This is a genomic window from Pseudarthrobacter sp. NPDC058119 (assembly GCF_042884655.1).
GTDB lineage: Bacteria > Actinomycetota > Actinomycetes > Actinomycetales > Micrococcaceae > Arthrobacter.
Genome location: NZ_JBHVTN010000008.1, coordinates 244,324 through 268,720, shown reverse-complemented (window position 1 = coordinate 268,720; position 24,397 = coordinate 244,324). Strand labels below are relative to the sequence as shown.

At 65.7% G+C, this 24,397-nt stretch carries 23 protein-coding genes; 7 read left to right on the top strand and 16 right to left on the bottom strand.

The features are described from left to right. Nucleotides 1–5: 5 nt before the first annotated feature. Nucleotides 6–761 (bottom strand): cytochrome c oxidase subunit II, encoded by a 756-nt coding sequence (gene coxB / locus ACFVTD_RS17685; protein ID WP_387565360.1) that lies wholly within the window; start codon nt 759–761, stop codon nt 6–8. Here coxB and ACFVTD_RS17680 point away from each other — a divergent pair. Then, on the top strand, nt 754–960 hold the full coding sequence (locus ACFVTD_RS17680) for a hypothetical protein (protein WP_387565358.1): 207 nt from the start codon (nt 754–756) through the stop codon (nt 958–960). The two genes, coxB and ACFVTD_RS17680, sit on opposite strands and share 8 nt — an antisense overlap. A 104-nt stretch (nt 961–1,064) precedes the next feature. On the opposite strand, the gene ACFVTD_RS17675 is transcribed toward ACFVTD_RS17680, so the two are convergent. Beyond that, a complete protein-coding gene (locus ACFVTD_RS17675) occupies nt 1,065–1,451 on the bottom strand; it encodes an iron-sulfur cluster assembly accessory protein (RefSeq protein WP_109044573.1) in 387 nt (128 codons plus the stop codon). Between the two features lie 183 nt (nt 1,452–1,634). Continuing rightward, nucleotides 1,635–3,089: a dipeptidase gene (locus tag ACFVTD_RS17670; RefSeq protein WP_387565356.1), complete on the bottom strand. Its 1,455-nt coding sequence runs from the start codon at nt 3,087–3,089 to the stop codon at nt 1,635–1,637. Between the two features lie 92 nt (nt 3,090–3,181). Here ACFVTD_RS17670 and ACFVTD_RS17665 point away from each other — a divergent pair, with 92 nt between their 5' ends. Further along, nucleotides 3,182–3,784 (top strand): DUF3043 domain-containing protein, encoded by a 603-nt coding sequence (locus ACFVTD_RS17665; RefSeq protein ID WP_387565354.1) that lies wholly within the window; start codon nt 3,182–3,184, stop codon nt 3,782–3,784. Nucleotides 3,785–3,883: 99 nt separating this feature from the next. On the opposite strand, the gene ACFVTD_RS17660 is transcribed toward ACFVTD_RS17665, so the two are convergent. Beyond that, nucleotides 3,884–4,954: a quinone-dependent dihydroorotate dehydrogenase gene (locus ACFVTD_RS17660; protein ID WP_387565352.1), complete on the bottom strand. Its 1,071-nt coding sequence runs from the start codon at nt 4,952–4,954 to the stop codon at nt 3,884–3,886. 95 nt (nt 4,955–5,049) lie between these two features. Here ACFVTD_RS17660 and ACFVTD_RS17655 point away from each other — a divergent pair, with 95 nt between their 5' ends. After that, nucleotides 5,050–6,015: an alpha/beta hydrolase gene (locus ACFVTD_RS17655; RefSeq protein WP_387565350.1), complete on the top strand. Its 966-nt coding sequence runs from the start codon at nt 5,050–5,052 to the stop codon at nt 6,013–6,015. On the opposite strand, the gene ACFVTD_RS17650 is transcribed toward ACFVTD_RS17655, so the two are convergent. From ACFVTD_RS17650 to leuA, 3 genes are all read right to left on the bottom strand, one after another. Further along, on the bottom strand, nt 6,012–6,851 hold the full coding sequence (locus ACFVTD_RS17650) for an isoprenyl transferase (protein ID WP_387565348.1): 840 nt from the start codon (nt 6,849–6,851) through the stop codon (nt 6,012–6,014). The genes ACFVTD_RS17655 and ACFVTD_RS17650 overlap by 4 nt on opposite strands. A gap of 2 nt (nt 6,852–6,853) precedes the next feature. Further along, complete coding sequence (gene recO / locus ACFVTD_RS17645) at nt 6,854–7,606, bottom strand: DNA repair protein RecO (protein ID WP_141160392.1); 753 nt, start codon at nt 7,604–7,606, stop codon at nt 6,854–6,856. 85 nt (nt 7,607–7,691) lie between these two features. Continuing rightward, nucleotides 7,692–9,431 carry a 2-isopropylmalate synthase gene (gene leuA, locus ACFVTD_RS17640; protein ID WP_387565345.1) on the bottom strand — a complete coding sequence of 580 codons (1,740 nt, stop codon included), beginning with the start codon at nt 9,429–9,431 and terminating at the stop codon, nt 7,692–7,694. Nucleotides 9,432–9,684: 253 nt separating this feature from the next. On the opposite strand from leuA, the gene ACFVTD_RS17635 reads away from it, so the two are divergent. Then, nucleotides 9,685–11,637 (top strand): M13 family metallopeptidase, encoded by a 1,953-nt coding sequence (locus ACFVTD_RS17635; protein WP_387565343.1) that lies wholly within the window; start codon nt 9,685–9,687, stop codon nt 11,635–11,637. Between the two features lie 86 nt (nt 11,638–11,723). Here the strand turns inward: ACFVTD_RS17635 and ACFVTD_RS17630 are convergent, their stop codons facing one another. The 5 genes from ACFVTD_RS17630 to ACFVTD_RS17610 all read right to left on the bottom strand — a co-directional run bounded on the left by ACFVTD_RS17630 (nt 11,724) and on the right by ACFVTD_RS17610 (nt 17,240). After that, a complete protein-coding gene (locus ACFVTD_RS17630) occupies nt 11,724–13,313 on the bottom strand; it encodes an LCP family protein (protein ID WP_387565341.1) in 1,590 nt (529 codons plus the stop codon). Between the two features lie 97 nt (nt 13,314–13,410). Beyond that, the gene (gene era, locus ACFVTD_RS17625) at nt 13,411–14,370 is read right to left on the bottom strand and encodes a GTPase Era (protein ID WP_387565339.1); all 960 of its coding nucleotides are present in this window, start codon (nt 14,368–14,370) and stop codon (nt 13,411–13,413) included. Beyond that, on the bottom strand, nt 14,354–15,685 hold the full coding sequence (locus ACFVTD_RS17620) for a hemolysin family protein (protein ID WP_387565337.1): 1,332 nt from the start codon (nt 15,683–15,685) through the stop codon (nt 14,354–14,356). Before ACFVTD_RS17620 ends, era begins: the two co-directional genes overlap by 17 nt. Further along, on the bottom strand, nt 15,682–16,155 hold the full coding sequence (gene ybeY, locus ACFVTD_RS17615; RefSeq protein WP_387565335.1) for an rRNA maturation RNase YbeY: 474 nt from the start codon (nt 16,153–16,155) through the stop codon (nt 15,682–15,684). Before ybeY ends, ACFVTD_RS17620 begins: the two co-directional genes overlap by 4 nt. Then, on the bottom strand, nt 16,152–17,240 hold the full coding sequence (locus tag ACFVTD_RS17610; protein WP_387565432.1) for a PhoH family protein: 1,089 nt from the start codon (nt 17,238–17,240) through the stop codon (nt 16,152–16,154). Before ACFVTD_RS17610 ends, ybeY begins: the two co-directional genes overlap by 4 nt. A gap of 413 nt (nt 17,241–17,653) precedes the next feature. Here ACFVTD_RS17610 and ACFVTD_RS17605 point away from each other — a divergent pair, with 413 nt between their 5' ends. After that, nucleotides 17,654–18,571, top strand: a complete 918-nt coding sequence (locus tag ACFVTD_RS17605) for a GerMN domain-containing protein (RefSeq protein WP_387565430.1) — start codon at nt 17,654–17,656, stop codon at nt 18,569–18,571. On the opposite strand, the gene ACFVTD_RS17600 is transcribed toward ACFVTD_RS17605, so the two are convergent. The 3 genes from ACFVTD_RS17600 to hrcA form a co-directional block, all read right to left on the bottom strand. Continuing rightward, a complete protein-coding gene (locus ACFVTD_RS17600) occupies nt 18,564–19,337 on the bottom strand; it encodes a 16S rRNA (uracil(1498)-N(3))-methyltransferase (RefSeq protein ID WP_387565332.1) in 774 nt (257 codons plus the stop codon). The genes ACFVTD_RS17605 and ACFVTD_RS17600 overlap by 8 nt on opposite strands. A gap of 2 nt (nt 19,338–19,339) precedes the next feature. Further along, nucleotides 19,340–20,467 carry a molecular chaperone DnaJ gene (gene dnaJ / locus ACFVTD_RS17595; RefSeq protein WP_387565330.1) on the bottom strand — a complete coding sequence of 376 codons (1,128 nt, stop codon included), beginning with the start codon at nt 20,465–20,467 and terminating at the stop codon, nt 19,340–19,342. 86 nt (nt 20,468–20,553) lie between these two features. Beyond that, nucleotides 20,554–21,567 carry a heat-inducible transcriptional repressor HrcA gene (gene hrcA / locus ACFVTD_RS17590; RefSeq protein WP_387565328.1) on the bottom strand — a complete coding sequence of 338 codons (1,014 nt, stop codon included), beginning with the start codon at nt 21,565–21,567 and terminating at the stop codon, nt 20,554–20,556. Between the two features lie 171 nt (nt 21,568–21,738). Here hrcA and ACFVTD_RS17585 point away from each other — a divergent pair, with 171 nt between their 5' ends. Next, nucleotides 21,739–22,590, top strand: a complete 852-nt coding sequence (locus ACFVTD_RS17585; protein WP_387565326.1) for a DUF3097 family protein — start codon at nt 21,739–21,741, stop codon at nt 22,588–22,590. Between the two features lie 121 nt (nt 22,591–22,711). Then, nucleotides 22,712–23,122 (top strand): DUF4870 domain-containing protein, encoded by a 411-nt coding sequence (locus tag ACFVTD_RS17580; RefSeq protein ID WP_387565324.1) that lies wholly within the window; start codon nt 22,712–22,714, stop codon nt 23,120–23,122. Between the two features lie 33 nt (nt 23,123–23,155). On the opposite strand, the gene hemW is transcribed toward ACFVTD_RS17580, so the two are convergent. Continuing rightward, entirely contained in the window at nt 23,156–24,385 is a 1,230-nt protein-coding gene (gene hemW / locus ACFVTD_RS17575; RefSeq protein WP_387565322.1) for a radical SAM family heme chaperone HemW, read from the bottom strand. Nucleotides 24,386–24,397: the final 12 nt, after the last annotated feature.

The window sequence follows — 24,397 nt, the reverse complement described above, 5'->3', positions numbered from 1 at the left end:
TCCCCTTACTTGGTTTCGTTCAGGTTCGGGTTGCGGTCGTACTCAACACCGAGCAGGCCGGTGTTGCCTGCAGCTTTGAGCTGGTCCATGTGGGCCTGGAATTCGGATTCCGAGACCACCTTCACGCGGAACAGCATTTCGGAGTGGTACTCGCCGCAGAGTTCGGCACACTTACCGTCGTAGGTGCCCTCTTTAGTGGGGGTGAACCGGATGTAGTTGGTCTTGCCGGGAATCATGTCGCGCTTCTGCAGGAAGGCGGGAACCCAGAAGGAGTGGATGACATCGCGGGAATTGAGCTCGAGGTCAACCGACTTGTTGACCGGCAGGTACAGGGTGGGGAGCTTTTCCATGTCGATGGTGTTACCGGTGAGGTGTGCCTGGACGCCCGCCTCGTGGAGGTCTTCCTGGATGACCTGGCCGGACTTGTAGTTGAAGTCCCAGGCCCACTGCTTGCCGCGGACGTCAACGACGACGTCGGCAGGCTGTGATCGGTCATCGATCGCCTGCTGGTCGCGGTCCGTGAAGTAGAAGAACACCAGGACCATGAAGATGGGGATGGTGAGGTAGAAGACTTCCAGCGGAAGGTTGAAGCTCGTCTGCCGCGGGAAGCCGACGGTTCCCTTGCGGCGGCGGTAGGCGACAATACACCAGATGATCAGGCCCCATGTAATGGTGCCAACCACGAGCGCAGCAATCCATGAGTTGACCCAGAGGTCCATGATGCGGTCGGTGTTGCTGGTGGTGCCCCGTTCAGTGGGCATCCAGCCTTTCTCTACCTCTGGCGAACATCCGGTCAAAACCAACGCGCCGGCTATAGCCAAGCTTGAGATCGTGGTGATCGTTTTGCGTCGGCTGCCGGTTCGGTTCTGCGAACTCACAGACGGCCCTTCCTACTTGTTGCTGTTGTCCGGGCAGCCCATCGGCGCTCCGGGCACAAAAAAGTTTTACTACTCGGTGTAGAGCTTACCGCTCCGCCGGGCGTTTCGCCCACATGTCGGCGCCGAGCCCCCGTGCCGTTTTAAACGGCTGGAAGCCCGGCGCCGACATCAGGCGAAATAACCGGCTTAGTGGAATGAATCGCCGCAGGCGCAGGAGCCGCCGGCGTTCGGATTGTCGATGGTGAAACCCTGCTTCGAGATGGTGTCCTCGAAATCGATGCTTGCACCGCTCAGGTACGGCACGCTCATCTTGTCGACGACGACTTCCACTCCGTCGTAGTCCCGGACAGCGTCACCATCGAGGAGCCGTTCGTCGAAGTAGAGCTGGTAAATCAACCCCGAGCAGCCACCGGGCTGCACGGCAACGCGCAGGCGCAGGTCCGTGCGGCCTTCCTGCTCGAGGAGGCTGCGCACCTTGCCGGCGGCGACATCGGTCAGGTTGACCTCGTGAACGGGCAGTTCGTCGCTGGCCACGGTGGTGGCGGTGCTGTTTTCGTTGGTTGAGGTGCTCATTGGCCTACCTTCTTAGGACGGTCTGGCGGCGTCGCCGTAACGGCGCCTGCCCCTACAAATACGGTATGGGCTATAGCTACATGCTACGCGCGGCAGTCCTGTAGCTCTAACTCCTGGCGTAACCGTCAAAGAACTCCGGTTGTTCCCTGGAAGCAGGGCAGGTGCCGGTACGCCGAACAGTCGTCATTTCCCTGTGTTGAGGCCTTCGCTGTTCAACCGGCTGAGCATGAGCGCTTCAGCCAGGATGGCATTGCGGAAGTCACCGATGTGCAGGGACTCGTTGGCACTGTGCGCACGGGAATCGGGATCTTCCACCCCGGTCACCAGGATCTGGGAGTCGGGATACAACTCCGTCAGGTCGGCAATGAAGGGGATGGACCCGCCGATGCCCGTTTCGACGGCCTGAACGCCCCAGGCCTCCCCCAATGCCCACATGGCCACAGTTGCGGCGGCGGACGACGTATCGGTCTGGAAGGGGTTGCCTGCCTCGCCCGGGGTGAAGACCACCTTTGCCCCGAAGGGCGCGTTGGTTTCCACGTGCCTGCGCACTGCGTCCATGGCCTCGGCCGGGACCTGGCCGGGCGCCAGCCGCAGGCTGAACTTTGCCCTGGCCCGCGGAATCAGCGTGTTGGAAGCCACTTCGACGGCGGGAGCGTCGAACCCGATGATGCACAAGGCCGGTTTGGTCCACAGCCTCGAGGCGATGCTACCCGTCCCTGCCAGGCGGACGCCGTCGAGCACTGACGCGTCGGCGCGGTAGTCCGCTTCAGGCATCTCCACGGCAGCCGTATCCGTGCCCACCAACCCCTCGATGGCGACGTTTCCGTCGGCGTCGTGGAGCGTGGCAATCAACCGGGACAGGAGGGTGGGGGCGTCCAGGACCGGTCCACCGAACATGCCGGAATGCACCGCGTGGTCAAGTACCTGCACCTCGATGGTGCCGTCGACAAGTCCGCGGAGGCTGGTGGTGAGGGCAGGCGTGCCGACCTTCCAGTTGCTGGAGTCGGCAACCACAATGACATCGGCCCGGAGCAGTTCCCGGTTTGCTTCCAGGAAGGTCCGGAACGTGGGCGATCCCGCTTCTTCCTCACCCTCGATGAAGAATGTCACGCCGAGGCCCAGGGAGCTGCCGAGGACCTCGGCGGCAGCTGCGTAAGCGGCAATGTGCACCATGATGCCGGCCTTGTCGTCGGCGGCGCCGCGCCCGTACAGTCGTCCGTCCTTCTCGACGGCGGTAAAGGGCCGGGTATCCCACAGCGACTCATCGCCGACGGGTTGGACGTCGTGGTGGGCGTAGAGGAGGACTGTCGGCTTTCCTTCGGCGGCAGGGCGACGGGCGACGACGGCCGGGCCGCCGGGCGTACCGTCGGCCTTGTCAACGGTCAGCACCTGGACCTCCCCGATCCCCGCGGCACGAAGGAGCTCCGCGACGGCTTGGGCGCTTCGCTCCAGGGGGGTGCGCTCGAAGCTGGGCCACGCAATCCCCGGGATGGCAACCAACTCCTTGAGCCGTGCAAGGGTGTGGTCAAAGGAACGGTCTACTGCAGAACGAAGGTCCTCCGTACCGCCGCTGGCCTCGCGGCCCGGTCCTGTCGTGGTGGTCGTGCTGCGCGGGGTTGCCGCAGGTGATGAAGTCATGGCCAAAACATTACCCCCGTCACTTTTGGCCGCCGGTCGGCAGGACCTGCGCCGCAGGCAGGAGGCACGCTGCTGCAAGGTATTCTGGTCAGGTGTTCGGACGTAGAAAAGAAGCGCCCACGGCGCAGGAAACCATAGACCAGCAGGCAGCGGAGGCGGCGGCACGGCAAGGCAACGTGACGGGCAAGGGCGCACCCACCCCAACGCGGAAGGCCCAGGAAGCTGCCCGCAAGCGGCCGCTGGTACCCGAGGACCGCAAGGCATCCAAGGCCGCCGAACGCCAGGCCGTGCAGGACCAGCGCCTCAAGATGCGCCGCGCCCTTGATACCGGCGATGAGAAATTCCTGCCGCTTCGCGACAAGGGTCCGCAGAAACGGTTTGCCCGCGGATTCGTGGATGCCCGGTTCAACCTGGGCGAGTACCTGATGTTCGGTGCCCTGGTCTTCGTACTGGTGTCCCTGGTGGTTCCGGCCTCCAGCGACATGATGATCTACGTCCTGGGAGCCTTTTGGGTGATGTTCCTTGCCGTGTTCGTGGACGTGTTCATCCTTTCCCGCAAGCTCCGCAAGCGGCTGGCGGAAAAGTTCGGCGAGGTGGAGCGCGGCACGGTCTGGTACGGCTCCATGCGGTCCCTCCAGTTCCGGAAACTGCGGCTGCCCAAGCCCCAGGTCCAGCGCGGCCAGTACCCCGCCTGACCATCCATCAACCGTTAACCACAGGCACCCCGGCGGAAAACCGCCGGGGTGCCTGTGGTTAACAAGGTCGGCCGCCAAAGGCGCCACGGGGTTCGGGGGTCAGGAGCGGCGGTTCTTTGCCAACTGTTTGTTGATCCGCGCCGCCCAGAACGGTCCCTCGTAGAGGAAAGCCGTGTAGCCCTGCACCAGGGTGGCTCCGGCGTCGAGCCTTTCCTGGACGTCCTGCGCCGACTCCACGCCGCCTACCGATACCAGGCTCAGGGCGTCGCCGGTGGCGTGCTTGAGCCGCTTCAGCACCTCAAGGGAACGCTGCTTCAGGGGAGCTCCGGACAACCCGCCGGCGCCGCATTTCTGCACCGTTTCCGCGGGCGATGCCAGCCCTTCGCGGGCGATCGTGGTGTTGGTGGCAATGATGCCGTCCAGCTTCAGGTCCAGCGCAAGGCGTGCCACGTCGTCGATGTCCTCGTCACTGAGGTCCGGGGCGATCTTCACCAGCAGGGGTACGTGCCGTCCGGCGGCGCGGTCCGCTTCCTGTCCTACTGCAGTCAACAGCGGACGAAGTGTTTCGACGTCCTGGAGGAGCCGCAGTCCGGGGGTGTTGGGGGAACTGACGTTTACCACCAGGTAGTCGGCGGCAGGTGCCAGGCTGCGGGCACTCACCAGGTAGTCCTCCACGGCGTCGGCAAGTTCCACTACTTTGGTTTTGCCGATGTTGACGCCGATGACCGGACGCACGGACGGGTGGCGGCGTTGGAGTGCGGCCCGCGCTGCCTTCAGCCGGGGCGCGACGGCGGACGCGCCGTCGTTGTTGAACCCCATCCGGTTGATGACGGCCCGGTCCTGGACCAGGCGGAAAAGCCGGGGCTTCTCATTGCCTGGCTGCGCCTGGCCGGTGATGGTGCCCACTTCAATGTGACCAAATCCAAGGTCGGCCAGGGCCTCGATGCCGTGGCCTTCCTTGTCAAAGCCCGCGGCAAGCCCGAACGGTGACGGAAAAGTCACGCCGAAGGCGGTGGTTTGCAGCGACGGCGCCGGAGCAGTCAGCTTCTGCAAAACCCTCCCTGCTCCCGACGCATGCGCGAGCCGGATGCCCTTGAATCCGATTTTGTGGGCGCGCTCGGCGTCCATCCATGAAAAGGCCAGCCTGAAGAAAGTGGGATAAACGCGCATGCCTTTAGTTTCCCGTCTCCGGGGGCGCCACACCAAAACGGAGAAGCGGGCGAACGGCACCGGCGGCCCGCGGCGGCCCGGTCTAGCATGAGGGCATGCAGTGGCAGCAGGACATCCTGGGGGACGATTTCGAGTCACACACCTTTTCGGCCGCCGGACCTGACGGGGTGGACCGGACAGCAACCTTGGTGCGGCTCCGGCCAGGCCCGGACAATGCGTCGGACGGCGGACGGCGCCGGGCGGTGCTCTTCCTGCACGGCTGGAGCGACTACTTTTTCAACGTCGACCTGGCCCGGTTCTGGGCTGGCGCCGGCTATGAGTTCTACGCCCTGGACATGCATAATCACGGACGGAGCCTGCGCCCGGAGTCACCCGGAGGTTACGTAGCGGACCTGGCCGCTTACGACGCCGAAATCGAAGAAGCCACCCGAGTCATCCGCCAGGAGGGCGTGCCCGGACCGCTGGCTTTGATGGGCCATTCGACCGGCGGACTGGTGGCGGCCCTGTGGACCAGCCGGCATCCGGAGGCCGTCTCCCTGCTGATCCTGAACAGTCCCTGGCTGGAGATGCACGGAAGTTCACTGGTCCGGCGCGCAGCCTCGAGCATGGTGCGTCCGGTGGCCCGCTTCCGGCCCGAGGCGGTCCTCCGCCTTCCTGAGCGTGGCCACTACTGGCGTACCATCAGCGACGCGGCCGACGGCGAGTGGCCGGTTGATGAGCGCTACCGGCCCCGCCTGGCATTTCCGGTGCGGGCAGGGTGGCTGCGGGCAGTCCTCGCCGGGCATGCCCGGGTGGCCCGCGGCCTGGACATCGAGGCGCCGATCCTGGTTTTGCTGTCCAGGGAAAGTGCCAACGGCCTGCTCTGGTCCGAGGAAATGCGGCGGACTGACGCCGTCCTGGATGTGAATATCATCAGCACCCGGGCACTCACCCTGGGCCGCACCGTGACCATCGAGCGGATCGACGGTGCGCTGCACGACGTCTTCCTCTCCCCCGGCCCGGTCCGGTCCGACGCCTATGCCCGGCTCGCCCGCTGGCTGCGCGCGTATGGCGAAAGCTAGTCCGCCTGCGGGTCCGCCGGGGCAGCGGCAGCATCGACGGCACCGCCGTAGCGGCGGTCCCGCCTGGCATATTCCTCAACGGCGGTCCAAAGGGTCCGCCTGTCGACATCGGGCCACAGCGTGTCCATGAAGACGAACTCCGCATACGCGGACTGCCAGAGCAGGAAGTTGGAGAGCCGCTGCTCCCCTGAGCTGCGCAGGAACAGGTCCACGTCAGGGAGGTCGGGCTCATCCAGGTACTTTTGGATGGTCCGCTCGGTGATGGAGCCGGGCTTCAGCCTGCCTGCGGCGACGTCAGCGGCAATCGCGGAGACCGCGTCGGTAATCTCGGCGCGGCCGCCGTAATTAACACACATGGTCAAATTACAGGTGGTGTTGCCCGCGGTGAACTCTTCGGCCTCCTCCAGTTCCCGGATCACGGAACCCCAAAGGCGCGGCCGGCGCCCTGCCCAGCGCACGCGCACGCCCCAGTCATCCAACTGGTTCCGCTGCCGTCGAAGCACGTCCTTGTTAAATCCCATCAGGAAGCGGACCTCCTCCGGCGAACGGCGCCAATTCTCGGTGGAGAACGCGTATACGCTGACGTACTCAATGCCCAGCTCGATGGCACCGGCCATCACATCAAGCAGGGCGGGCTCCCCCGCCTTGTGGCCCTCGATCCGGGGCAGGCCGCGCTGGTTGGCCCAGCGGCCGTTGCCGTCCATGACGATGGCCACGTGCCGGGGAATGAATTCAGCGGGGATGGCTGGTGCCACCGCGCCTGAAGGATGAGGGTATGGGGCCACCACGGGATGGGTGCGCTTCCGGGGTGAGGTGTTCTTTTTTCCCAAGGCCACTGTCAGCTGCGCTCCACATGTTTGAGGGATTTCAGTACTCGTTCAAGATGCCATTGCAGGTACGCGGCCACCAGTCCTGCGGCCTCCTTGCGGTGCTGCGGCAACGACGCATCCGCAGTGGCCCAGTCACCGGTCAGCAGGGCTGCCAGCAGGACAACGGTTTCGGATGCAGGTGCAGGTGACCCGGGCGGCCTGCACTGTGCGCAGACCATGCCGCCAAGGGGTGCGGAAAACGCTGTGTGCGGGCCGGGCATTCCGCAGCGGGAGCAATCCGTAAAGCTGGGGGCCCAACCGCCGGTGGCCAGGGCACGCAGCAGGTAGGAGTCCAGGATGAGGCCTGCGGCGTGGTCGTCGCGGCTCAGTGCAGCGAGGGCGCCCACCAGCAGGTTGTACTGGGCGGTTCCAGCTTCGCCGTCCACATCGGTCAGTTTCTCCGCGGTCTCTGTCATGGCGGCGGCGACCGTGTACCTCCCGTAGTCCGCGGCAATACTGCCACCGTAGGCCCCTTTGGCGACTGCCTGTGTGACGATGTCCAGCGTGCGGCCGGACACCAGTTGCAGGTCCGCCACCATGAAGGGTTCAAGCCGGGCACCAAACCGGCTGCTGGTGCGGCGCACACCCTTGGCGACGGCGCGGACCTGGCCGTGGTGCTTGGTCAGGAGCGTGATGATACGGTCCGCCTCACCCAGCTTGTGGGTACGGAGTACCACGGCGTCATCCCGGTACGCGCGGGAGGCAAAAGACTGTTGGACCACGATCTATCTTCCCATCCTGCCCGGCAGCATGCCGACAGGCCACGGTGGTGCCGCCGGATGGAACCGGCAGCACCACGTGCAGGTGTCAGGCCCGGGCGTCCCGGATGGCGCGGTTGACCGCCGAAATGACGGCCTTGAGGGACGACATGCTGGTGTTCGCGTCGATGCCAACGCCCCACAGGACCCGCTCCCCCACGGCGCATTCGACATACGCAGCCGCCGCGGCGTTACCGCCTTCAGACAGTGCGTGCTCGCTGTAGTCCAGCACCCGCACGTCCACACCGTCCTCGTGAAGGATGTTCAGCAGGGCGGCGATGGGACCGTTGCCCGTCCCGGTCCGGCTGGCCTGGGCACCATCGATGGTGAGCGAGGCGTGCAGCGTCATCCCGCCGTCGGCATCCGTTTCCGTCTTGACCGCGCCCAGGGAGTAGCGGCCCCACTGCCCCTCGGCCTGGCCGGACGGCAAGTACTCGTCCTGGAAGATCTGCCACAGCTGTGCGCCGCTGACCTCCCCGCCCACGGTGTCGGTGCGGCGCTGGATAACTCCGGAAAACTCAATCTGCGCGCGGCGCGGCAGGTCCAGGCTGTGCTCGTTCTTCAGCAGGTAGGCCACGCCGCCCTTGCCGGACTGGGAGTTCACGCGGATGACTGCTTCGTAGCTGCGGCCCAGGTCCTTGGGGTCCACCGGCAGGTAGGGAACCTGCCAGGTGAAGTCATCAACGGCCTTGCCGGCGGCGGCGGCGTCGCGCTCCAGTGCTTCAAAACCCTTCTTGATCGCGTCCTGGTGCGAACCGGAGAAGGCGGTGAACACCAGGTCGCCACCATACGGCGAACGCTCCGGAACCGGCAGCTGGTTGCAGTACTCAACGGTGCGCCGGACGTCGTCGATGTTGGAAAAGTCGATCATGGGGTCGATGCCCTGGACGAACATGTTCAGGCCCAGGGTCACCAGGTCCACGTTGCCGGTCCGTTCACCGTTGCCGAACAGGCACCCCTCGATCCGGTCGGCACCGGCCATGTAGCCCAGTTCGGCGGCGGCGACCCCCGTTCCCCGGTCGTTGTGCGGGTGCAGCGAGAGGATGATGCCTTCGCGGGGGTGCAGGTGCCGGCTCATCCACTCGATGGAATCGGCGTAGACGTTGGGGGTGGCCATTTCCACCGTGGCGGGCAGGTTGATGATCACCTGGCGGTCGGCGGAGGCTTCAAAGACATCGGCGACGGCGTTGCACACCCGGACGGCGTACTCGAGTTCCGTACCGGTGAAGGACTCCGGCGAGTACTCGTACGTCACGTGCGTGTCCGCGAGGGTTTCCTCATACTTTTTGCACAGGCGCGCACCCTGCAGGGCGATGTCCAGGATGCCGTCCTCGTCCTGGTTGAACACGACGCGCCGCTGCAGCACGGACGTGGAGTTGTAGAGATGCACGATGGCCTGCTTGGCGCCGACCAGGGACTCGTAGGTCCGTTCGATCAGGTGTTCCCGTGCCTGCGTCAGGACCTGGATGGTGACGTCATCCGGGATGTGGTTGCCCTCGATGAGCTGGCGGACAAAGTCGAAGTCCGTCTGCGACGCCGAGGGGAAACCGACCTCGATTTCCTTGTATCCCATGCGGACCAGCAGGTCGAACATCTTCATCTTGCGGGCGGGGCTCATGGGGTCGATCAGCGCCTGGTTGCCGTCGCGCAGGTCGACGGCGCACCAGCGCGGGGCCTTGGTGATGACCTTGTCCGGCCAGGTGCGGTCCGGCAGTTCAACCTTGATCTGGTCTTGGAACGGCGTGTACCGGTGGGCGGGCATTCCTGATGGCTTCTGTGCGTTTCGCATGATGTTCGTGGCCTTTTCTATCGATCTTCAGTGAAAGGGTGGCCGGGCAACACAAACTCCGCAGCGAGGGTGGGCCGTGCGCTAGATAGCGTCTGTGGCCTCGCCGCGGCAGCTAAGGAGAAGGAGCTCTGCACGCACACTTTGAGGGTAACACGGGTGCGTAAGATGAAAGGGCACTACCGTCCGTAAAGTCCAGCATGCAGACGCTCTCCGGTGTTCCGCCCGGCAGCGGCGTCCGAGCAAAGGAGTTGCAGTGCCCATTTCGGGGATCGATCTGTCCACCATTGATCACACAGTCCGGCCGCAGGACGACCTTTACCAGCACGTCAATGGCGCCTGGTTGAAGGCCACCGAAATTCCCGATGACCGTCCCCTGGAGGGAACCTTCACCGCCCTCCGGGATGGCTCCGAAATCGCCGTGCGGGACATCATCGAAGAAGCAGCCGCCAAGGGAGCGGCTGCCACCGGGATCGAGCGGAAGATCGGCGGGCTGTACAACAGCTTCATGGACGAAGCCACCGTTGAGGGCAAGGGCATGGAGCCCATCCGCGGGCGGCTCGCGGAAGTTTTCGCCACAGCCTCAGTGCGCGACCTCATTGCCCTGGCGGGACGGCTGTTCCGCAAGGACGTGGGCGGTTTGTTCTACATCTACCCGGCACCGGATGCGGGCAACCCCGACCGGGTCCTTCTCTACACCGGGCAGGGCGGCCTGGGCCTTCCCGATGAGTCCTACTACCGGGACGCGAAGTTCGCACCGATCGTTGCAGCGTATACAGCGCACGTGGAGAAGATGTTCGACCTGGCCGGCGTTACGGATCCGAAGGGTGCAGCAGCGCGCGTGGTCGGGCTGGAGACAAAGCTCGCGTCCCACCACTGGGACAACGTCACCCTTCGGGATCCGCAGAAGACCTACAACCTGAAGACTGCGGATGAAGCCGCCGAGCTCTTCCCCCTCCTTGCCACCTGGTTCGACGCCGCCGGAATCGACGCGGACAAGCGCACCGAAATCGTGGTCAGCACGCCCGACTTCTTCGCCGGCGCTGCCGGCCTCGTGGACGAAGTCCCGGTCAGCACGTGGCAGGAGTGGCTGGCCATGCGCGTAGTCAGTGCGGCCGCGCCCTACCTGTCCTCGGAGTTTGTGGACGCCAACTTCGCCTTCTACGGCACCACAATCAGCGGCACGCCCCGAAACAAGGACCGGTGGAAGCGCGGCGTGGCGGTCGTCGAAGCCGGCCTCGGTGAGGCCGTCGGCCAGATCTACGTGGCACGCCACTTTCCCGAGTCCCACAAGGCGCGCATGCAGACTTTGGTGGCGAACCTCATCGAGGCCTACCGCCGCAGCATCACTGACGTCGGCTGGATGGGAGAGGACACCAAAGCCGAAGCCCTGCGCAAGCTGGAGGCGTTCAGGGCGAAGATCGGCTACCCGGACGAGTGGATCGACTATTCGGCCGTGGAAATCGATCCCCAGGACCTGCTGGGCAACGTCGAACGCGCCCACAACGCCGATGTCGACAGGCACCTTGATGAGGTGGGCAAGCCCGTGGACCGGAACAAGTGGCTGATGACGCCGCAGACGGTCAATGCGTACTACCACCCGATGATGAACGAGATCGTATTCCCCGCGGCCATCCTGCAGCCTCCGTTCTTCACCGCCGACGCCGACGACGCCGTCAACTACGGCGGCATCGGTGCTGTAATCGGCCACGAGATTGGTCACGGCTTCGATGACCAGGGCTCACAGTTCGACGGCGGCGGGGCCCTCCGGAACTGGTGGACCGAACAGGACCGGCAGGCTTTCGAAGCGCTGACGGCCCGGCTCGTGGCGCAGTACGACGCACTCTCCCCCACCGCCGCGCCCGGGCACCACGTCAACGGCCGGCTCACCCTGGGCGAGAACATCGGCGACCTGGCCGGGCTCACCATCGCTTACAAGGCCTACCTGATCAGCCTGGACGGCAGGGAGCCCGAGGTCCTTGACGGCCTGACCGGTCAGCAGCGCTTCTTCGCGTCCTGGGCAGCGGGCTGGCGCCAGGTCATCCGGCAGGAAGAAGCCATCCGCCGGCTTGCGACCGATCCCCATTCACCGAACGAGTTCCGGACCAACGCCATAGCGAAGAACCTGGATTCGTTCCACGAGGCCTTCGAAGTCACCGAGGACGATGGCATGTGGATGCCGGCCGCCGAGCGGGTCAGCATCTGGTAGCCGGAGCGCAGGAAAATGGGCCCCGCCTTTGGCGGGGCCCATTTTCTGTTGCCACTGACGTCTGTCCGCCGGAGGAACCGCTGCGGCTATCGGACGATCAGCTCGGGATTGGCCTGCTGGCAGACCTTGTCACCTGCGGTCTGGTTGACGATGTCCTGCGGCAAGGCAGCGGCATTTCCGCCACCTGCCGCCCCGTAAGCCGTGCCGGTGGTGAAGTCGCTGCCGACATACACCTGGACGCCGGAGACACCCGGAGCAGGAATCATGAGGGTGGCAGGGATCCCCAGCAGCGCGGCCACATCGGCGGCCACATCGGCGAAGCCATTGCCGTAGTAGACCGCGGACTTGGCAACCGGCTGCGCGAGGAACTGGCCGGTCTGGGTGAAGCCGCCGGCCACCAGAGCCTGGACCAGCTCCTGGGCGCGGCCGTTGACGCCGCTTCCGTTGGCGACTGTAACGGGCTGGATGGCCTTGTTGTACGGCGGCACCGGCGGAGCGGTCTCAGTTGGGGCTGCCGACGGCGACGCCGACTCGGTGGGCGACGGCGTGGTGGGTGCGGTGGGATCGGTCAGGTCCACGTTCTTCCGCAGTGCCGAAAACAGTTGGGCCCCTGCGGGTTCTGCAATGACCAGCCGGTTGGGGTCGACGGGCGCCGGCGTCGTGGGCACCGCAACGAACGCCACCTTGCCGATGTCGATGTTCTTGAGCCGGTTGCCGATGGTCAGCAATGTGGGAACGGACGCGAGTCCGTCATCCACCGTCAGGTTCTGGGTTACGACGTCGGCGATCTTCAGCATCTTCGCGGGGTCAGACAGGGTGCCTTCGTCCTTGATCTTCCGCGTCAGCGAGGAGAGGAATCCCTGCTGCGCCTTGATGCGGCCCAGGTCACCGCCGTCGGCAAAGGCATGACGGGTGCGGAGGAACGCAAGCGCCATTTCGCCCTGCACCGACGACGTCCCGGCCGGCAACCGCAGCCGTGAATCAGGATCGTACACGGCGTCGCTTATGCAGACGTCCACGCCGCCGACGGCATTGGACAGCTCCTTCACGGCGTTGAAGTCCGCCATCATGAAGTGATCCACCTGCATGCCCGTGAGCTTGTTGACCGTGTCCACGGCGCAACCAATGCCCGCCTCGCTCATCGCCTCATTGATCATGACTCCGGTGCGGGCCGGGTAGTCCTTCTTGGTCTTCGTATCCTTGCAGTCGGGGATGTCCACCAGCAGGTCACGCGGAAAGCTGATGACGTTGACGCGCTTGTTGTCCTCGGAGATGTCCATCAGCATCATTACGTCGGACTTGCCGTAACCGGTCGAGTCATCGGCAGTTCCGTAATCGGAGTTCTTGCCGTCGCGCGTATCCGAGCCGAGGATCAGGATCTGCAACCGGCCCGTGGCATCGTTCCCCGGGGACTCGGTGCTCTCCCCGCCGGCGTTCAACGGCGCCTTGGAGATGTTGTTCTGGAGCCGGAAGAACCAGAATCCGGCGAACGCGGCAGCCCCCACGAGGACCAGCGCCACCACACCGGTGACGACCTTCAGCCACAAGGGCATGCTCCGCAGGGGACCGAGGTGCCGGGCGGCGCCCACGGTGTGGCTGTCCGCGTGCCGGGATACCGGTCCCGGTCCGGCTGACAGGTCAGCCTCGTTGTCGCGATTGTCGCGGCCTCGACCCACGTGGTGAACCTTCCTCTAAAAACGAAATCCGGTCCATTTTAGTGGTCCAGTCTGGTGAACTTGCCGTGCACGCGCCCGCGCAAAGCCCGAACGCGGGTCAGAAACCGAGTTTGACCAGCTGTTTCGGGTCCCGCTGCCAGTCTTTTGCCACCTTGACGTGAAGGTCAAGGTAGATGCGGGTGCCAAGCAGGGCTTCGATTCCCTTGCGTGCGTTGGTGCCGACTTCACGCAGCCGGGCGCCGCCCTTGCCAATGATGATGGCCTTCTGCGAGGGGCGTTCGACATATAGGTTGACACGCACATCCAGCAGGGGGTTGTCTTCCGGCCGGTCTTCCCGGGGAACAATTTCCTCCACTACGACGGCGAGGGAGTGTGGAAGCTCGTCCCGGACACCCTCCAGGGCTGCCTCGCGGATCAGTTCTGCCACCATGACAGCCTCGGGTTCGTCAGTCAGTTCCCCGTCCGGGTACAGCGGGGGTGACGGCGGCATGTGGCTGATCAATACGTCGGCGACCGTTTCCACCTGGAAACCGTCGGCGGCGGAGACGGGAACGATGTCCTTCCAGCCGTCCTCCCCCATCACCTCGCGGCCCAGGGCCGCCACGGCCAGGAGCTGTTCGGTCAGCGCCTGCTTGTCCACGAGGTCGGCCTTGGTGACGATGGCGATCACGGGCTTGCGGCCAACGGCTGCAAGTTGGGCGGCGATGAACTTGTCGCCGGGCCCGATCTTTTCGTTGGCGGGCAGGCAGAAGCCGATGGCGTCCACCTCGGCGAGGGTGTCGGCCACCAGGTCGTTGAGGCGCTTGCCCAGGAGGGTGCGGGGACGGTGCAGGCCCGGCGTGTCCACCAGGATCAGCTGGGCGTCGTCGCGGTGGACGATGCCCCGGATGGTGTGCCGGGTAGTCTGCGGCTTGGCGGAGGTGATGGCCACCTTCTTCCCAACCAATGCGTTGGTCAGGGTGGACTTGCCCGCGTTGGGCCTGCCGACCAGGACGGAGAACCCGGCGCGGAAACCGCCGAAGTCGTCCGGTTCGGCAGCCTTATTTTTCTTGCTCACGTGGAACTCCCTGCTGGGTTGCTTCGGCCTCTTCCAGGAGGCCTTCAAGGTCAGTCTCTACTCTTGGTACGGGCGCCGCAATGATGTGGCTGACCCGGTTCCGCCGGCCCTCGAGCCGGTCCGCCCGCAGCGAGACGCCCTGCACGTCAACGCTGCTGCCCACGATGGGGACCCGGCCGAGCGCCTTCGCGAGGAGGCCGCCCACGGTGTCCACCTCGTCGTCGTCAATCTCGAGGTCGAAGAGCTCGCCGAGGTCATCGATGCCCATGCGGGCGCTGACCCGGTAGGAGCCGTCACCCAAGGCCACGGCTTCAGCGCTCTCGGTATCGTATTCGTCCACGATCTCGCCCACGATCTCCTCAATCAGGTCCTCGAGGGTCACCAGCCCGGCGGTGCCGCCGTACTCGTCGATCACGATGGCCACGTGCGTGGATTCCTTCTGCAGCTCGCGCAGGAGGTCGCTGACAGGCTTCGACTCCGGCACGTAGCGCACCTCGCGGGCCAGCGATTCCACCAGGGGCGGCTCCTGGCCAACGCCCATCTGGTGGATGACGGCGGCCACGTCCTTAAGGTAGACGATGCCGAGGATGTGGTCCGTGTTCTCATTGATGACCGGGATCCGCGAATATCCCGAGCGCAGGAACAGCGACATCGCCTGGTGGAGGCTGGAACCGGCGTCGATGCTGACGATGTCCGTCCTGGGCACCATGACGGCCCGCACCAAGGTGTCCCCGAAATCGAAGACCGACTGGATCATTTCGGCTTCGGTGTCCTCGATCATGTCCGACTCGCTGGCGCGGTCAAGGAGTTCGCGGAACTCCTGCTCGCTGAAAAACGCGTCGTCGCCGCCGGGTGCGCCTGGCGCTGCCGAACTTCCCAAGGCCACCAACCAGCCCGGGATGGGACCCAGCACGCTGGTGAGGAACCGGACCATCGGAGCGGTGAAGCGGACCACGGCAGAGGAGTGCAGCCTGCCGAGCTGGCGGGGTGAGACCCCAACGATCACGAACCCCAGGAGGGCCATGATGCCGGTGGCCACCAGTCCCGCGAGCCAGACGTTGTCGAGCAGGCTTGCGATCAGGACGGCAACGGCCACCGCGGAGGCCATTTCGAACCAGACGCGCCAAAAGCGAAGCGCCCGGGTGTGGGCCACGGGTTCAGCCAGGATGCGGCGCATTGCGGTGCCCCGGCTCCTGTGGAGCGCCTCTTCAGCGTCGTGCCGGGGAAGGAAGCTGAAGGCAGCCTCGGCTGCTGTCAGCAGCGCCGCGACGGCAAGGAAGACCAGTGCCACCGCAACCAGCAGCAGTTGTGTCACTGGGTGGTCTCGGCAGGTGCTTCTTTGCCGGTGAAGCCGGACAGGAGTTCCCGCTGGAGCCCGAACATCTCCGCCTTCTCCTCCGGTTCGGCGTGGTCATAGCCCAGCAGGTGCAGGATGCCGTGCGTGGTGAGCAGCAGCATTTCGTCCTGCAGCGGGTGCCCGGCGTTCCTGGCCTGGACCTTGGCGACCTGCGGGCAGATGGCAATGTCCCCCAGCATGCCCTGGGGCGTGGGCCGGCCTGGCGTCCCGGGGGTCAATTCGTCCATGGGAACCGAGAGCACGTCCGTGGCGCCCGGTTCGTCCATCAGTTCGATGTGCAGCTTCTCCATGGCCGGCTCATCCACAAGGAGGATGGAGAGTTCAGCCTGCGGATGGATGTAGAGCTGTTCGAAAATGTACCGCGACAGGGCCACGAGCGCGGATTCATCCACCTGGATGCCGGACTCGTTGTTGACCTCGATACTCACGCGTGTTCCCCCCGTTTTTCGCGGCTTGCTGAATGCTTGACCCTGTTCCTTTGGGCTTCGTCCCAGAGGCTGTACGCATTGACGATGTCGCCAACCAACCGGTGCCTGACGACGTCGGCGGCGTCCAGGACGGAGAAGTTCACGCCCTCGATGCCCTGCAGGATTTCCTCGACGATCCGCAGCCCGGAACGCGTCCCAAAGGGAAGGTCCACCTGGGTCACGTCTCCGGTGACCACCATCTTGGACCCGAACCCGAGCCTGGTGAGGAACATCTTCATCTGTTCCGGCGTGGTGTTCTGGGCTTCGTCGAGGATGATAAAGGCGTCGTTGAGGGTGCGTCCGCGCATGTAGGCGAGGGGTGCCACTTCGATGGTGCCGGCGGCCATGAGCCGTGGAATGGATTCGGGGTCCATCATGTCGTGCAGGGCGTCGTAGAGCGGCCGCAGGTAGGGGTCGATCTTGTCGCTGAGGGTACCGGGCAGGAACCCGAGCCGCTCTCCCGCCTCCACCGCGGGGCGCGTCAGGATAATCCGGCTGACTTCCTTCTGCTGCAGTGCCTGCACGGCTTTCGCCATGGCCAGGTAGGTCTTGCCGGTACCCGCCGGACCGATGCCGAAAATCACCGTGTTGGCGTCAATGGCGTCAACATAATTCTTCTGGTTGAGCGTCTTGGGCCGGATGGTCCTGCCGCGGCTGGAGAGGATGTCGTGGGTGAGCACGTCCACGGGGTTCTGCAGCGACTGCGTGCGCAGGAGGGCGACCAGCTGCTGCAGCACCGCGGGGGTGATGACGGTGCCGCGGGCCACAAGACCGCGGACCTCCTGGAGGAGCCGCATGATGCGGGGCACATCACTGACGGGGCCGCTGATGGACAGTTCGTTGCCGCGGGCGTGGAAGTTGACGTCCGGGAACTGATCTTCGATGAACCGCAGCGCCTCGTCATGGCTGCCGAGCGACTGAACCATCTGGTCGGAGTTCTCGAAGAGGACTACTTCGGTCCGGATGCCGGGAAGGGAGTGCGGGAATTCCCCCGGACTGCCGTCGCCTGTGTTGAGCCGGCGCTTACCATTTGCTGATTCAGTCATGGTGCTGGCCCGCAGGCCCGTGGTCCCCTCGAAGATCGACATCAGTTGTTTGCTGCAGCCGGTCCAGGTTGCACGGTGCACCCTGCCCCAGCGATCCCTTTATCTTACGCCAGCAGACGCCCAGGCCGGATACCCGGCGGGCCGGTGGCATGTACCTTCGCCACCCGGAAGGGCCATCCGCCGGCTACGAAAAGCAGCGTTTGGTATCAACTTCATATCGGCCTCATATCGTTCCCGTTGCAGTTGCTGCCAGGGAGGCGAAAGAGCGGTTCCGGCGGCACTCCCCTGTGTAATGCTGGAAATCCAGCATCTGCTGGAACGCCAGGCCGCAGGGGGATCGGCCCGCCACGCCAGGAAAGGACAAGGGCAGGACAGTGCCGGATACCTCTGTGCCCAAACGGGCAGGACTGCCCATGGGCCGCCTGCGCCCGGCCGTCTTTGCGGGGATCCTGGTGCTCGTTCCGGTCCTTGCCGCCTGCACTGCCGAAGGCGGACCAGCCCCCACGGGGACCGCAGCCTCGGTCCCCGCCACAGGCGGCACCATGCCGGACGCACCCAACACCAGCGCCCCGCTGGAAACCACACAGTCCTCGAACAAGGCGCCCGTCTACTGGATCGGCCGCACCGGCGGGAACGTCTTCCTCTACCGCGAGTTCCGGGACGTCCCGGAACAGGAAAACCCGGTGACACGGGCCCTGCGCGCCATGATGTCGGAGAAACCGCTTGACCCTGATTTCTTCACGCCATGGCAAAATCCGGACAAGCTTGCCACGTCGATTTCAGGCAAGGACATTATCACCGTTGACGTCTCCGCCGATGCCTTCAACAGCAACCTCGACGCTGATATGGCGGCCCGCGCCATCCAGCAGCTGATCTACACGGCGACCGCGGCCGCTGCCAGCTCGGGCCTGATCGACACCGGACAGCAGATCCGCGTGCGGATCCTGGTGGACGGCCACACGGACTACGTGGCGTTTGGCAAAGTCCAGCTGGGCGCCCTGATGACCCGGGCCGCCGGCCTGGTGGCGCCGGTGTGGATCATCGATCCCCAGGAAAATACCGAGGTGCCCAGCGGCAGCGTCAAGATCACCGGCCGGAGCACGTCGCCCGGGGCGAAGCTCCACTGGCAAATCCTGCAGTCCGCGGATGGCGGCAGCAAATCGCCCTTCCTGACCGGAGAAACCACGGCCGGCGCCGGGCAGGGGCAGGCAGGAGTGTTCACGCTGGCGCTGAACCTGCCGGCGGGCGACTACGAGCTCCGGGTGGCCCAGGCAGGTTCCGCCGGGGAGCCGGACCGCAATGAGGACACGAGGTCCTTCAAAGTCAGGTAGCGGCCCACCGGCCAAGGACGTCACTGGCAAGCACGACGGCGGCCGGACCGGCCGTGGAGGACCGCAGGACGTGGTGCCCCAGCAGGGCAGTCACAGCACCTTTGTCGCACAGCTTCGTTACTTCCCGGGGGCTGATTCCACCCTCCGGACCGACGATCAGCAGGACTTCCCGGATCCCGGACTGGGCACTCCCCTGCCACTCTTCCAGTACAGTTCGCAGCGGGCGCACCGCGTCTTCGTGCAGGATGACCGCCAGGTCAGCGGCCTCCACGGCAGCGGACAGCCCTGCTGTTTCGACGGCGCCCCGGACCTCGGGGATCCAGGCGCGCCGCGCCTGCTTGGCGGCCGCCGCTACGGCTGATTCCCACTTGGCATGGGCGCGGGTGGCCCTGTCGCCCTTCCAACGGACGATCGACCGTTCGGACTGCCACGGGATGACGGCGTCGATCCCTAATTCGGTGGCCGTCTCGATCGCCAGCTCGTCACGGTCCCCCTTCGCCAGGGCCTGCGCCAGCACCAGCCGGACGTCCGGCCTTTCATCGGTGGCCACGCCGCCGCACTCCACTTCGAGACCGGACGGTGCAGCGGAGACGACCTTTCCGGTCATGCGGGTGCCGGCGCCGTCGACGATGTCCACCGGCTCTCCCGGAGACAGCCGTTTGACCGTCACGGCGTGGCGTGCCTCCGATCCGTCCAGGACAAAGTGGCGGCCGGGGGCCATCCCGGCCAGCGAGCCGGCGGGCGTGAAGAAGACGGGATTGCTCACCGCTACAGGTTACCGAACCGGTCCCGGAGCTTGGCGAACATGCCGCCGCTGGCGGCGAGCTTTCCCTCGGTGATCTGTTCCCCGCGAAGCTTGGCGAGCTGCCGGAGGAGGTCTTCCTGCGCCGAGTCGAGCTTGGCCGGCGTATCCACCTGGAGGTGGACCTTCAGGTCCCCGCGTCCGTAGCCGCGCAGGTGGGTGACACCAAGGCCGCGCAGCGTGATGATCTCGCCGGACTGGGTTCCGGGCTTGACGTCGATGTCCTGGGTTCCGTCGAAGGTTTCCAGGTTGACGTCGGTGCCCAGGGCCGCGGCAGTCATGGGGATGTGCAAGGTGGCGTGGAGGTCATCGCCTTCCCGTACATAGGTGGCGTCATTGTTAACCCGGATTTCCACGTACAGGTCCCCGGCGGGACCGCCGGCGGGACCGGCCTCACCCTGCCCGGAGAGCTGGATCCTGGTTCCGGTGGCCACGCCGGCGGGAACCTTGATGGTCAGTGACCGCCGGCTGCGGATTCGGCCCTGGCCGCTGCATTCGTTGCAGGGGTCCTTGATGACGGTGCCGAAGCCTTCGCACGTGCCGCAGGGGGCGGCCGTCATGACCTGGCCCAGGATGGAGCGGACGGCCCGCTGGACCTGGCCGCTGCCGCCGCAGATGTCGCAGCGCTCGGGGTGGGTGCCGGGCCGGCAGCAGGAGCCCTCACAAGTGGGGCAGACGACGGCGGTGTCCACTTCGAGCTTCTTGTTCACGCCGAATACGGCGTCGCGAAGGTCGATCCGGACGCTGATGAGGGCGTCCTGGCCGCGGCGGACACGCGAAGCCGGACCGGAGGTGCCCCCGGCGCCGAAGAAGGTGTCGAAAATGTCCTGGAAGGCGAAGCCCTGGCCCGCGTAACCGGCACCGCCGAAGCCGTTGTCCGTGCCATTTTCGTTGCCCGTGGTGTCGTAGATCCGCCGCTTCTGGGGGTCGGAGAGGACCTCGTAGGCGTGAGTTACTGCCTTGAAGCGTTCCGAGGCATCCTCACCGGGGTTTACGTCCGGGTGGAGGGTGCGGGCCAGTTTGCGGTAGGCCTTTTTGATCTCTTCGCCCGTAGCTTCGGGTGAGACTCCAAGGACGTCATAGTGGCTGCTCAAAGTTCGTATCTCTTCCTTGTTGTACTGCGTTCAGTCGGGCGGCCCGGCTCTTTGTTCCCGGCCGGAACAGGTTCCGGCCGCGCGGGTCAGGGCCCCAAAATCCTGGAAAGGTAGCGGGCCACTGCCCGGACGGCGGCCATGGTGGTGGGATAGTCCATCCTGGTGGGGCCGAGGATCCCTACCTTGGCGGCACTGTCGGGACCGTAGCCGGTAGCAACTACCGAGGCTTCGGCCAGGCCGTCGTAAGGGTTCTCCCTTCCGATGCTCACGGCAACGCCGCGGTGGTCCTGGGCCATCTCGCTCAGCAACCGCAGCATCACCACCTGCTCCTCAAGGGCCTCCAGCACGGGGCCGATGCTGAGCGGGAAGTCCACGTTGGACCGGGCCAGGTTGGCTGTCCCGGCCATGACCATCCGGTCCTCCCTGGTGTTGTGCGCGAGCCCCTCGAGGCCAAGTGCCAGCGCGTGCGCGGCCTGGCGTTGTGCCTGCGCCGTGGCGGCCACGACGGAGGGAAGGGCCGCGGCAAGCCGGCTCAGCGGCGTCCCGGACAGTGCGGCGAGGAAGCGCGTCCGGAGTGCCGCCACTGCGTCGTCGCCCAGGTCCTGGCCGACGTCGATGACGCGTTGCTCCACCTTGCCGCTGTTGGCAATGAGCACCACCAGCACCTTGCGGGGGGCAAGCAGCACGAATTCGATGTGGCGCACCAGGGCCTTGCTGAGGTGCGGGTACTGGACCACGGCCACCTGGTTGGTCAGCTGCGACAACAGCCGGACGGTGCGGTCCAGGACGTCGTCGAGATCGTCTGCGCCTTCAAGCAGGGACTGGATGGCTCGGCGTTCGGCCGCCGACAGCGGCTTGACCGCCGAGATCTGGTCGACGAAAAGCCGGTAGCCCTTGTCCGTGGGAATCCGCCCCGCACTGGTGTGGGGGGCCGTGATTAATCCCTCGTCCTCAAGGGCCGCCATGTCGTTCCGGATGGTTGCACTGGAAACCCCAAGATGATGCCGCTCAACCAGGGCTTTGGACCCGACCGGCTCGCGGGAGTGGACGTAATCCTCCACGATGGCCCGCAGCACTTCCAGTTTGCGTGGCTCGCTCACTCTCCACCTCCATCCATGGTGCGGGACCCATACCCCCGCCAGGTGCCACCTTGTTAGCACTCGACATGCCTAAGTGCTAACAGTCTATTATGCCTTGGCCCGTTGTTAGCATTGGTACCGCTCCGGGCGAAATTCCGGTGCGGAGGACCTAGCGCTAGGCGGATCGAATCCATGGATTACCAAAACTGGGGGCCCCGCGGCATATCCGCCCCGGCCAAAGCGGAATTGCCTGAGGTGCCCGTGGAGCGGGGCATGGTGCTGGAGGATGTGCAGTCCGGCTGGGTGGGCGCCGTGACGCGGGTGGAAAAGTCCGGCGGGATGCACGTGGTGGCCCTGGAGGACCGCCGCGGGAAATCGCGGTCCTTCAAGCTGGGCTTCGGTTTCCTCCTAGAGGGCCGGCCCATCAGGCTCATGCCCCCGGCGCCGCGCGCGGCCGCCGGCGGTGCGGTCGCCGGCCGGACGGCCTCCGGTTCTGTCCGGGTTGCCGGCCAGCGGGCCCAGGTGGCCAAGGCCAGCCGCATCTGGGTGGAGGGCAAGCACGATGCCGAACTGGTGGAAAAGGTCTGGGGCGACGACCTCCGGGTGGAGGGCATCGTCGTCGAACCCCTGCACGGCATCGACGATCTCGCCGCGGCGGTTGCCGCCTTCAACCCCGGTCCCGGCCGGCGCCTCGGTGTCCTCGTGGACCACCTCGTTCCGGATTCCAAGGAGTCCCGCATTGCCGATGCCGTCATGGCATCCCCCGGCGCGGCAGGGAATGTCCTGATCGTGGGTCACCCCTATGTCGACGTCTGGCAGGCCATCCGGCCGGCGGTCCTGGGCATCGACAAGTGGCCGGCCGTGCCGCGCGGACAGGACTGGAAAACCGGGATCCTGAAAGCCTTCGGCTGGCCGCACGCGACCAAGGAGGACGTCGGCCTGGGATGGCAGAAGCTGCTGGGCGCCGTACGCACCTACGCCGACCTGGAAGCATCCCTGCTGGGCCGGGTTGAGGAAGTCATCGACTTCCTGACCGTGCCCTGAAGGGCGGACCCCGCGCCGGGAGCCAGTATTCTTGGTAGTGCAATGCCACCGTTTCCGGGGGTATTGCACACTGCGCCCGTATTTGACGTCAGCACCACTTGCATCTCCGAAGGAACAGACTGTGGCAGAAAACGCACGTGAACACAGGGACGGCCAGGGCCGCTCCGAGTACCATGGCGTCCCCGCCAACGCCCTGCCGCTCACGGCCAGCGAAGACCGCCAATGGGCCACGCTGGCACACTTTGGCGGGATCCTTGGCTGTGTCCCGTCGCTGCTGATCTACCTGATCTTCCGCGACCGCGGCCCGTTCACCGCGCAGGAATCCAAAGAGGCGCTGAACTTCAGCCTGCCGCCCACCATCGCCGCCGTACTGGCCAACATCCTGGTGTTCATTCCCTACGTGGGCAACATCTTCGCCGTGATCGCCACCCTGATCTGGGTAGCGCTGACCTGCTTCTCCGTGGCCGCGGGAATCCACGTCAACAAGGGCCAGCCGCACCGCTACCAGTACAACCTGCGCTGGATCAAGTAGCGGCGCAGGCCTCCGCGCACGCGCGGGCCGGCGTCAGTCGGGAAGGACGCGGCGGACCACAGCGTCCGCCAGGAGCCTGCCCTTCAGTGTGAGGACAAGGCGGCCCTGGAAAGCGGCGGCTGGCTCCACCAGGCCGTCAGCGATGAGGCCGGCGACCTGGTGCCTGCCGCCGGCGCTTAGTGCCGAAACCTCAAGCCCTGACTGCAGGCGCGCCTCCAGCATCACCCGCTCCATGTTCCTGGTTTCGGCATCAAGGGTTTCCCGGCCGGCCGCGGGCGATTGCCCCTGGGACAGGCGGTTGGCGTAGGCGGACGGGTGCTTCACGTTCCACCAGCGCACCCCGCCCACATGCGAATGGGCGCCCGGCCCGATGCCCCACCAGTCGTCGCCACGCCAGTAGGCCAGGTTGTGGCGGCACGCGTGCTCCGGACTCCGCGCCCAGTTGCTGACCTCATACCAGCCAAGTCCGGCGGCGGTGATGAGCTGGTCGGCGAGTTCGTACTTGTCGGCGTGGTCGTCGTCGTCAATTCCCGGCACCTCGCCGCGGCGCATCTGCGCGGCCAGCTTGGTCCCGTCCTCGACGATCAGCGCGTAGGCGCTGATGTGGTCCGGCTGGTAGGACAGTGCGGTTTCCAGGGAGTGGCGCCAATCGTCCAGCGACTCCCCCGGCGTCCCGTAAATCAGGTCGAGGCTGACGTCCAGTCCGGCCTCCCGCGCCCACTGCACCACCTGTGGAACCCGGCTGGGTGTGTGGGTGCGGTCCAGGACCTTGAGCACATGCGGGACGGCGGACTGCATGCCGAAGGAGACCCTGGTGAAGCCCGCCTCCTTTAGGACGGCGAGGGACTCGCGGGTGACCGAATCGGGGTTGGCTTCGGTGGTGACTTCTGCGCCGTCCTCGATGCCCCACCGGTCAATGGCGGCCCGCAGGATCAGCGCAAGGTCATCGGCCGGCAGCAGGGTGGGTGTGCCGCCCCCGAAAAAGACTGTGCTGAGCTTGCGCTCCGGCAGCCCGGAACGGCTCATTGCGTTGGCGGCAAAGTACACCTCCGACACCGCGGTTTGGGCATAGGCATCCTGTGACGCGCCGCCGCCCAGTTCCGTGGCGGTGTAGGTGTTGAAGTCGCAGTACCCGCAGCGCACGGCGCAGAACGGGATGTGGACGTACAGGCCGAAGGCCCGGGCCGGCGCACCGTCCGCTGCCTGGGCAGGCAGCAGGCCGTCCGACGGCGCCGGGTCGGCGAGGGGAAGGGCGCTGGGCATCAGCGGGTCCCC

Bases quoted from the DNA above. Each gene is read 5' to 3' on its own strand.
- coxB (WP_387565360.1), bottom strand. From the start codon at position 761: ATGCCCACTGAACGGGGCACCACCAGCAACACCGACCGCATCATGGAC.
- ACFVTD_RS17675 (WP_109044573.1), bottom strand. From the start codon at position 1,451: ATGAGCACCTCAACCAACGAAAACAGCACCGCCACCACCGTGGCCAGC.
- ACFVTD_RS17670 (WP_387565356.1), bottom strand. From the start codon at position 3,089: ATGACTTCATCACCTGCGGCAACCCCGCGCAGCACGACCACCACGACA.
- ACFVTD_RS17660 (WP_387565352.1), bottom strand. From the start codon at position 4,954: ATGCGCGTTTATCCCACTTTCTTCAGGCTGGCCTTTTCATGGATGGAC.
- ACFVTD_RS17655 (WP_387565350.1), top strand. From the start codon at position 5,050: ATGCAGTGGCAGCAGGACATCCTGGGGGACGATTTCGAGTCACACACC.
- leuA (WP_387565345.1), bottom strand. From the start codon at position 9,431: ATGCGAAACGCACAGAAGCCATCAGGAATGCCCGCCCACCGGTACACG.
- ACFVTD_RS17610 (WP_387565432.1), bottom strand. From the start codon at position 17,240: ATGACTGAATCAGCAAATGGTAAGCGCCGGCTCAACACAGGCGACGGC.
- ACFVTD_RS17605 (WP_387565430.1), top strand. From the start codon at position 17,654: ATGGGCCGCCTGCGCCCGGCCGTCTTTGCGGGGATCCTGGTGCTCGTT.
- ACFVTD_RS17585 (WP_387565326.1), top strand. From the start codon at position 21,739: ATGGATTACCAAAACTGGGGGCCCCGCGGCATATCCGCCCCGGCCAAA.
- hemW (WP_387565322.1), bottom strand. From the start codon at position 24,385: ATGCCCAGCGCCCTTCCCCTCGCCGACCCGGCGCCGTCGGACGGCCTG.